This is a genomic window from Sphingosinicella soli (genome assembly GCF_014199685.1).
Classification (GTDB): domain Bacteria; phylum Pseudomonadota; class Alphaproteobacteria; order Sphingomonadales; family Sphingomonadaceae; genus Sphingosinicella; species Sphingosinicella soli.
Genome location: NZ_JACHNZ010000008.1, coordinates 93,158 through 100,182 on the forward strand (window position 1 = coordinate 93,158; position 7,025 = coordinate 100,182).

At 67.6% G+C, this 7,025-nt stretch carries 10 protein-coding genes; 4 read left to right on the plus strand and 6 right to left on the minus strand.

The genetic code is table 11. From position 1 onward, the window contains the following. Positions 1-9: 9 nt before the first annotated feature. Positions 10-1,179, plus strand: coding sequence for an acetyl-CoA C-acetyltransferase (locus GGQ98_RS05015; protein ID WP_184066041.1), 1,170 nt, complete (start codon positions 10-12; stop codon positions 1,177-1,179). Between the two features lie 28 nt (positions 1,180-1,207). Next, positions 1,208-1,957 carry a class I SAM-dependent methyltransferase gene (locus GGQ98_RS05020; protein ID WP_184066044.1) on the plus strand — a complete coding sequence of 250 codons (750 nt, stop codon included), beginning with the start codon at positions 1,208-1,210 and terminating at the stop codon, positions 1,955-1,957. Here GGQ98_RS05020 and GGQ98_RS05025 read toward each other — a convergent pair. The 3 genes from GGQ98_RS05025 to GGQ98_RS05035 form a co-directional block, all read right to left on the minus strand. Beyond that, a complete protein-coding gene (locus GGQ98_RS05025; protein ID WP_341534138.1) occupies positions 1,848-2,129 on the minus strand; it encodes a hypothetical protein in 282 nt (93 codons plus the stop codon). The two genes, GGQ98_RS05020 and GGQ98_RS05025, sit on opposite strands and share 110 nt — an antisense overlap. A gap of 62 nt (positions 2,130-2,191) precedes the next feature. After that, positions 2,192-3,541: a hypothetical protein gene (locus GGQ98_RS05030; RefSeq protein WP_184066047.1), complete on the minus strand. Its 1,350-nt coding sequence runs from the start codon at positions 3,539-3,541 to the stop codon at positions 2,192-2,194. A gap of 136 nt (positions 3,542-3,677) precedes the next feature. Continuing rightward, complete coding sequence (locus GGQ98_RS05035) at positions 3,678-3,959, minus strand: YciI family protein (RefSeq protein WP_184066050.1); 282 nt, start codon at positions 3,957-3,959, stop codon at positions 3,678-3,680. A 244-nt stretch (positions 3,960-4,203) separates the two neighbouring features. Between GGQ98_RS05035 and rpmB the strand changes: the two genes are divergently transcribed. Further along, positions 4,204-4,503 carry a 50S ribosomal protein L28 gene (gene rpmB, locus GGQ98_RS05040; protein WP_184066052.1) on the plus strand — a complete coding sequence of 100 codons (300 nt, stop codon included), beginning with the start codon at positions 4,204-4,206 and terminating at the stop codon, positions 4,501-4,503. Between the two features lie 57 nt (positions 4,504-4,560). Here rpmB and GGQ98_RS05045 read toward each other — a convergent pair whose 3' ends face one another. Together GGQ98_RS05045 and GGQ98_RS05050 are read right to left on the minus strand one after the other, a co-directional pair. After that, the gene (locus tag GGQ98_RS05045) at positions 4,561-5,535 is read right to left on the minus strand and encodes an esterase-like activity of phytase family protein (RefSeq protein WP_184066055.1); all 975 of its coding nucleotides are present in this window, start codon (positions 5,533-5,535) and stop codon (positions 4,561-4,563) included. Between the two features lie 107 nt (positions 5,536-5,642). Continuing rightward, positions 5,643-6,008: a PRC-barrel domain-containing protein gene (locus GGQ98_RS05050; protein WP_184066058.1), complete on the minus strand. Its 366-nt coding sequence runs from the start codon at positions 6,006-6,008 to the stop codon at positions 5,643-5,645. Between the two features lie 167 nt (positions 6,009-6,175). On the opposite strand from GGQ98_RS05050, the gene GGQ98_RS05055 reads away from it, so the two are divergent. Next, positions 6,176-6,649, plus strand: a complete 474-nt coding sequence (locus tag GGQ98_RS05055) for a c-type cytochrome (RefSeq protein WP_184066061.1) — start codon at positions 6,176-6,178, stop codon at positions 6,647-6,649. Here the strand turns inward: GGQ98_RS05055 and GGQ98_RS05060 are convergent. Next, positions 6,624-6,863: a hypothetical protein gene (locus tag GGQ98_RS05060; RefSeq protein ID WP_184066063.1), complete on the minus strand. Its 240-nt coding sequence runs from the start codon at positions 6,861-6,863 to the stop codon at positions 6,624-6,626. The two genes, GGQ98_RS05055 and GGQ98_RS05060, sit on opposite strands and share 26 nt — an antisense overlap. Positions 6,864-7,025: the final 162 nt, after the last annotated feature.

The following is a 7,025-nucleotide window of genomic DNA, read 5'->3' on the forward strand; positions in this document are numbered from 1 at the left end:
GGATTCCTCATGGACGCAGTCATCGTCGCCGCCAAACGCACCCCGGTCGGCAGTTTTCTCGGCAGCTTTGCGAGCACCCCCGCGCACGAACTCGGGCGCATCGCCATTGCCGCAGCGCTCGCCGAAGCGGGCGTCGGCGGCGATGAGGTCTCCGAAGTGATTCTCGGGCAGGTGCTGACCGCCGCGCAGGGGCAGAACCCGGCGCGGCAGGCCGCGATCGCTGCGGGCATCGCGCAGGAAACGCCCGCATGGAGCGTCAACCAGGTGTGCGGATCGGGGCTCCGCGCCGTCGCGCTCGCCGCGCAGGCGATCCAGAACGGCGACGGCAGCATCATGATCGCGGGCGGGCAGGAATCGATGAGCCTGTCGCCGCACGCGCAGTACCTGCGCGGCGGGCAGAAGATGGGCGCGATCGAATTCGTCGACACGATGATAAAGGACGGCCTTTGGGATGCCTTCAACGGCTATCACATGGGCATCACCGCCGAGAACCTCGCCGAGAAGTATCAGGTGAACCGCGACGCGCAGGACGCCTTCGCCGTGGGATCGCAGAACAAGGCCGAAGCCGCGCGCGCGGCGGGCCGCTTCAAGGACGAGATCGTGCCCGTCACGATCAAGGGCCGCAAGGGCGACACGGTGGTGAGCGAGGACGAATATATCCGCGCGGGCGCCACCATCGAAGGCCTGCAGGGCCTGAAGCCCGCGTTCAAGAAAGACGGCACGGTGACGGCGGCGAACGCCAGCGGGCTCAACGACGGCGCGGCGGCGCTGGTGCTGATGTCGGCCGACGAAGCCGCGAAGCGCGGCGCGAAGGTGCTGGCGCGCGTCGCATCGTGGGCGAGCGCGGGCGTCGACCCCGCGTTCATGGGCATCGGCCCGGTTCCGGCTTCGCGCAAGGCCCTGGAGAAGGCCGGATGGAGCGTCGGCGATCTCGATCTGATCGAAGCCAATGAAGCCTTCGCCGCGCAGGCGCTGTGCGTGGGGCAGGAACTCGGCTTCGATCCCGAAAAACTGAACGTCAACGGCGGCGCCATCGCCATCGGCCACCCGATCGGCGCATCGGGCGCGCGCATCCTCACCACGCTGCTCCACGAGATGCAGCGCCGCGACGCGAAAAAGGGCCTCGCCACGCTGTGCATCGGCGGCGGCATGGGCATCGCGCTGTGCGTGGAGCGGTGACGCCGACACCGTGATGAGACGCTGATCGATGAGACCGGGCCTCGATACGCTGAGGGCCTATTACGGCGGAGCGGACGGGCGCCGGACGGCGCGGCTGCTCGCGCAGATCATCGCGCCTGTCGTGCGCACCGACGCCTCTGCCCGGCTGCTGGCGCTCGGCTATCCCGCGCCGCTGCTGCAGGGCCTCGACCCCGCGCGCATCGAGCGCCTGTGCATGGTGATGCCCGCCGATCAGGGCGCGCGGGCGTGGCCGCGTCGCGGGCCTTCCTGCGCCGTGAGCGCGCGCGAGACCGAACTGCCGTTCGTCGAGGCGCTTTTCGATCAGGCGCTGCTCGTCCACGCGCTTGAATTCACGAACGCGCCGAAGCTGCTGCGCGAACTCTGGCGCGTGCTTGCGCCTGCGGGCGAACTCATCCTGATCGTGCCGAACCGCGCGGGCATGTGGACGCACTTCGAATCGACCCCGTTCGGACAGGGGCATCCGTTCGGCCGAAACGGTCTGGGCGCGGTGCTGCGCGAGGCGATGTTCGAGCCGGTCGCGTGGAAAACCGCGCTGGTGGCGCCGCCGGTGCGCGGACTTAAATGGCTGGACCGGCCGCTGACACGGCTGCTGCCCGCGCTCGGCGGCATTCACTTCGTGCTGGCGCGGAAAACCGACGGGCTTGCGATCAGCCCCGTAGGCCGCGCGCAGACCGCGTCACGCGCCGCAGCCGGCGCTCGACGGCCAGTTCCAGATTTGCCGCGCGAACCCCATCGACGAGCGCCGCACCGGCCATGAGCACGGCGAGCAGGCAGGCGGCAAAGAGCGCCCAGCCCAATCCGCCCGGATATGTCTTGAGATAGGCTTCACCGCGCATCGCCGCGCCGAGCGCGAGCGCATAGATGATGACCCCCGCTTCGAAGCCGTTGGTGATCCTGAAAAAACGTCCGACGCGGTGCAGCATGTGCATGGTGCATTGATACCACCGCGATCGCGGTGGCCAAGGCGAAATTTACCTTTTGTTAACTTTTTCTAATCGTCGAGCGCGGGGAGCGGTGCGGCCTCGATCGCGTGCCCGGCCGGATCGGCGAGCGACTCGCGGCCTTCGATGGCCGGACCTTCCCGGGGCAGCGCTGCGGCGGCGCTCGGCGTCCTGCCGATGGACGGGTTGGCGATCCCCGCGCGGACGGCTGCGGATATCGTGGGGAGTGTGGCCGAGGGCGGACGGTAGCCCGGCGTCGCAGCATCGGGCAGCGGCGGCGCCACCACGACGCTGCCGTCGGGAAACCTCTCGGTGAGCGCAGGGAGCGGCTCGGGAAGCGGAACGGGCTCGTCGATAATGTCGGCGGCCTCGGGCAGCACGGCGAGTTCAGGCTCCGAGAAGCCGGCCACGGGGCCCTCGATCACCGCCCCCTCCATCACCGGGCTCCGGTCGACCGCAGCAGGCTTCGCGACGTCGGGAAGATGCAGGAAGGCGGCGATCCGGTCCCAGCCGAACGTATCGACGGCATAGGCCAGCGCCGCCGCGATCAGCAGGCTGAGCGCGCCGGTCGCCGCAACGAAACCGCGCGCGCCGAAACGGCGGCGGGGCTTCGCCTCCACCCACGGCATCATCGGCTGCGGCGGCGATTGCGGCGCGGGCGCCGGATCGGCGAGCGCAATGGGCTGAGGCGGCGCGGCGCGGGGCGCGGGGCGCGGCGCATCGAGAACATAATCAGGCTCGGCGGCGGGCAGCGGCAGGCGCCCGGCGATCGCGGCCAGCACATGGCGCTGCTCGACGACGAGCCCGCCTTCGAACATCGCCTCCAGAAGCGCGGCGCCCGCGATTTGCTTCAGCACGCGCGGATTGCCCGAAACCGCCTCCACGATCGCTTCCTGCGCGGCGACCGTGAACAGATCCGGGCGTCCGGCCGCGGCGGAGGCATCGACGAGGAAATCCGCAGCTTCGCGGGCCGCCATCGGCGCAAGACGGACGCTCCGCGCCTGCTGCGGTAGCCGGGAACCGTCAACCCCGGCCAGAACCACCGTGGCGCGGTGCCGCGCGGCGCGATCGAGAACGGCATCGAGCGCGCGCGGCGCAGCGCCGTCGGCCTCATCGATCAGCACGGCGTCGCGATTGGTGAAATCGGCCTGCGCGGCAAGCGCCGGGCCTGCAAAGCTGACGGTTGAAACCCCGCGCGCCGCCAGTTCCCGCGACGCCGCCGCGAGCAGCTGCGACTTGCCCATACCCGCCGCGCCGGAGAGGACCACCCCCTCGCACGCCAGCACGGACTCCACGATCGCGGACAGCGCCGTTTCAAAGGCATGATGCAGATAGAGCTGGCCGTGCGGTTCCTGCCGGAACAGCACGTGCTTCAAACCGAAATGACGAAGGACGTCCATGAAGATCCGCTGCGTCGTGGGGCTGATGAAAGAGAAACGCTTACAGACCAGATAGGGCGCATGTGCCGTAGTGCGCCCGTAGCGTCAACGTCATGACGTCACGATTCGTCTCTGGCCCCGCCCCGCAGCGCGGCGGTTATTTCGGAAGAACCTGCCGCCAGGCCGTCACCGCCACCGAAGCGAACAGCCCGGCAAGCGCATAGGGATCATCCGCCGCATACTGGATCGCGGCCCTGCGATCCCCGCAATCGATGATGACCAGCGATCCGATCGGGCGGCCTTCCTCGTCGAGCAGGGGGCCCGCGATGCGGATCCGGTCGCCGGCGCGATCCAGGTGCTCGAGATGCGCGGGACGAGTCGCCGCCCGGAGATCGCCGCTCGAAGGCTTGTCGATGCAGTGGATTGCGAACAGAGGCATGCGCACCCGTCTAGAACGGATGCGCGGGCGATGAAAGAGCGCTTCGCGCGCACTGCCCCGCGAGACTTTCGCCGCGCGCTGCGATATGTCGGAACAGCACCGGGGAGCGGTGATCGGCTTTCTGTTCGCCTTCGTGCTTTCGAAGCTCGGCGGCGGATGAGCGCGGTTGACGACCTCCCGCCGCTACCTTATAGGTGCCCACTTTCAAGCCACGGCTGAAACACGAGATTCGAGGACGAAAACGATGTCGCGCGTTTGCGAACTGACCGGCAAAGGTCGCCAGGTGGGCCACAATGTGTCCCACGCCAACAACAAGACCAAACGGGTGTTCCTGCCCAACCTTCAGAACGTGTCGCTGATTTCCGACTCGCTCGGGCGCACCGTCCGCCTGAAGGTTTCGACGCACGGCCTGCGCTCTGTCGAGCACAACGGCGGGCTCGACAACTGGCTGATCAAGACCCGTGACGAGAAGCTGAGCCTGAAGGCGCGCCGCCTGAAGCGCGATATCAAGAAAAAGCTGAGCGCCGAGGCCGTCGCCGCCTGAGCAGCGCTCTCCAGACATTCGAAAAGGGCCGGCGGATACACTCCGCCGGCCCTTTTTCTATTCGGGCAGCAACTCGAACTTGAGCAGCAGCGTGCGCTGCGCCGCGTTGAAATTATCGTCGCTGACAAGGTAGAGGAACGTCCGGTCGCCCTCGCGGCGGATATCGATCCCTTCCATGTTGTCGATGCTGACGGGCGGGCGCAGGCGGGCGATCTCGCGGCCCTGCACGGTGGCGCCCTCTCTGATGTCGGCAAGCGGCACCTCGACAAGCGCCATCGCCACGCCGGTGAGCGGCGAGAAGGCGCGATTGAGGATGATGAGGTGCGCGTCGTCGCGCAGCGCCGCGTCGGTCGGCGAGAACGTCTCGGGCGGGCGGTAGCGGAAGGCGAGGTTGGCGCGCGTGCCGTCCGGCCGCTTCAGCGCGCCGATGGCGATGCCGGGGCGGTCGCCGCCGTCCGCCGCTTCCTCCGCGATGACGAGCGGAACGCCGCCGGGCAGCATCACGAGCGTCTCGGGGCCGCCGTTGTTCGGCCAGTCCTTCATTTCCGGCAGCGCATACACCTGCCGGGCGCGCCATTCCGGCTGACCCAGCGGAACGATCCACAGCGCGTTCGTGCGCTCGAACCCGACAAGCGCTTCGGCCCCGCCGGGGCTGAGCACGAGCGATTCGGCATCGCGCGAAGCCTTGTCGCCGGGGTCGCCGTCGCGATCGAGAAGCGCGCCGCCGCGAACATTCTCGATGCCCACCAGCCGACCCTCGCGCTCGACGCGGTCGAAGCTCAGCATGATGCCAACGTCGCCCACGGCGTAGCAGCGATCCGGGCAGCGAAGCGCGGACAGGCCCCCGAACCACGACGCGGAGGACCGAAGCACGACACCGCCCGCATAGCGCAGGCGCCCTTCCCCCAAGCGCGCAGCATCACGCGCGTCGAAGGGGACGGCGGTGCTTTCGATCGAAACAGGTTCGATGACGGGTGGAGCGGTATTGCCGCAGGCGGCGATGGCGAGCAGCAGCAGGACGGGAACACGCATGAGACAGCGGAATAAGCGGCGTCGGCCGCGAATGCAAACAGCGGCCCGCAGGCGATGCCTGCGAGCCGCTGTTCATTTCAACGGACTGTTCCAGTCCATTGCGGCGCTTACCAGTAGGGGTTCACGCCGTAGTGCGAATAGACCCGGGTCTGATAGTCGCGATCGAGCGCCGAATCGCTGTTCGTCTCGTCGAACGTCGGGCCGCTGCGAAGCTGGTCTTCGGTCACATCGAGGCGATAGCCGTCGACATCGGTATCGTACTTCAGCGTCTGCCACGGCAGGCTGTGATACTTTTCGCCGATTCCGAGAAAGCCGCCGACGGAAACAACCGCGTCGGTAACGCGGCCGCCGCGCTTTTCGATCATCAGCGATTTCACCGAACCGATGCGCTCGCCTTCGCGATCATAGACCGCAGTGCCGTCGACCTTTCCCGAAGAAATCAGGTCGTTGGTTTCTGATGTTGCTGTCTGCATGGAAATCCTCCGTTTCTTTTCCTGTGCCCAACCAACGAGGCCGGGTCCGGGGAGTTCCGCGCGATGCGACGAACCGTCCGGCGACCGGTGCGGTTCAGCGCGGGCGATATCAAACGCCCCGTTGACGCGGCGCGCGCAGACGGCATTGTAGGCGCGAGGAGACAGGTATGCGTTTTGGAATTCGGGGCGTTACGGCAAGGCTTGCAATCGTAGCGGCGGCGGGCACGCTTGTCCTTGCCGCGTGCGAGAAGAAGAAAGAGCCGGAGCCTCCGGCGCCGAGCGAAACAAGCGAGACGGCCGACCCGCTGATCCCGCAGCCCTCCCCCGCTCTGCGGCTGCCCGAAGGCAACCCGCCGCCCCCCTCCGAGCTGTCGCGCGACGTTCCCGCCATCACGCGCGGCCAATCCCTCGCCGAAGCGAACTGCACGCGCTGCCACGCCACGCAGCCGGGGCAGAAAAGCGCCGATGCCTCGGCGCCTTCGTTCGCGACTCTGTTCACGAACTATCCGCCCGAGTACATCGCCGAAGCGTTCGCGGAGGGGGTTTTCGTCGGACACGGCGACATGCCGTCGTTCGAATTTTCGCCCGAGCAGATCAACGACCTCGTCGCCTATCTCAAGACGCTCGGTCCTCCCGGCTGAGCGCACCGCACGCAGGCAGCCGGCGCGCGTCCTCGACGCCGTCGGTCAGGCGTTTCAGCACGACATCCAGAATGGCGCGCCCCGCCATCTGCGCATCCTCGCCCTGCCCCGCATCGAGCAGCCCGCCGACGTTGATCGCATCAAGCAGCGCCTTGGCCTCGCTGACCCGGCCGGCCAGCGAGAACGCCGCGCATGACCGGCATTCACAGGCCATGGGGTTTGCCGATCGGCATCTCTATGGGGCGCGCGGCATCACGCCGCGACTTCGCGACTTTTGTATCTGTTTAGTCCCTCGTTTTGATGGTGCGGTTCTCTGATAAACCGTTTTGGCTGCTCGGACCATATTTTGCAGACATATTCATATGGGGTGAGGCCT

What these genes read in the sequence shown, in the direction of transcription:
- GGQ98_RS05015 (WP_184066041.1), top strand. Translation starts at nt 10, where the DNA reads ATGGACGCAGTCATCGTCGCCGCCAAACGCACCCCGGTCGGCAGTTTT.
- GGQ98_RS05020 (WP_184066044.1), top strand. Translation starts at nt 1,208, where the DNA reads ATGAGACCGGGCCTCGATACGCTGAGGGCCTATTACGGCGGAGCGGAC.
- GGQ98_RS05025 (WP_341534138.1), bottom strand. Translation starts at nt 2,129, where the DNA reads ATGCACATGCTGCACCGCGTCGGACGTTTTTTCAGGATCACCAACGGC.
- GGQ98_RS05030 (WP_184066047.1), bottom strand. Translation starts at nt 3,541, where the DNA reads ATGGACGTCCTTCGTCATTTCGGTTTGAAGCACGTGCTGTTCCGGCAG.
- GGQ98_RS05035 (WP_184066050.1), bottom strand. Translation starts at nt 3,959, where the DNA reads ATGCCTCTGTTCGCAATCCACTGCATCGACAAGCCTTCGAGCGGCGAT.
- rpmB (WP_184066052.1), top strand. Translation starts at nt 4,204, where the DNA reads ATGTCGCGCGTTTGCGAACTGACCGGCAAAGGTCGCCAGGTGGGCCAC.
- GGQ98_RS05045 (WP_184066055.1), bottom strand. Translation starts at nt 5,535, where the DNA reads ATGCGTGTTCCCGTCCTGCTGCTGCTCGCCATCGCCGCCTGCGGCAAT.
- GGQ98_RS05050 (WP_184066058.1), bottom strand. Translation starts at nt 6,008, where the DNA reads ATGCAGACAGCAACATCAGAAACCAACGACCTGATTTCTTCGGGAAAG.
- GGQ98_RS05055 (WP_184066061.1), top strand. Translation starts at nt 6,176, where the DNA reads ATGCGTTTTGGAATTCGGGGCGTTACGGCAAGGCTTGCAATCGTAGCG.
- GGQ98_RS05060 (WP_184066063.1), bottom strand. Translation starts at nt 6,863, where the DNA reads ATGGCCTGTGAATGCCGGTCATGCGCGGCGTTCTCGCTGGCCGGCCGG.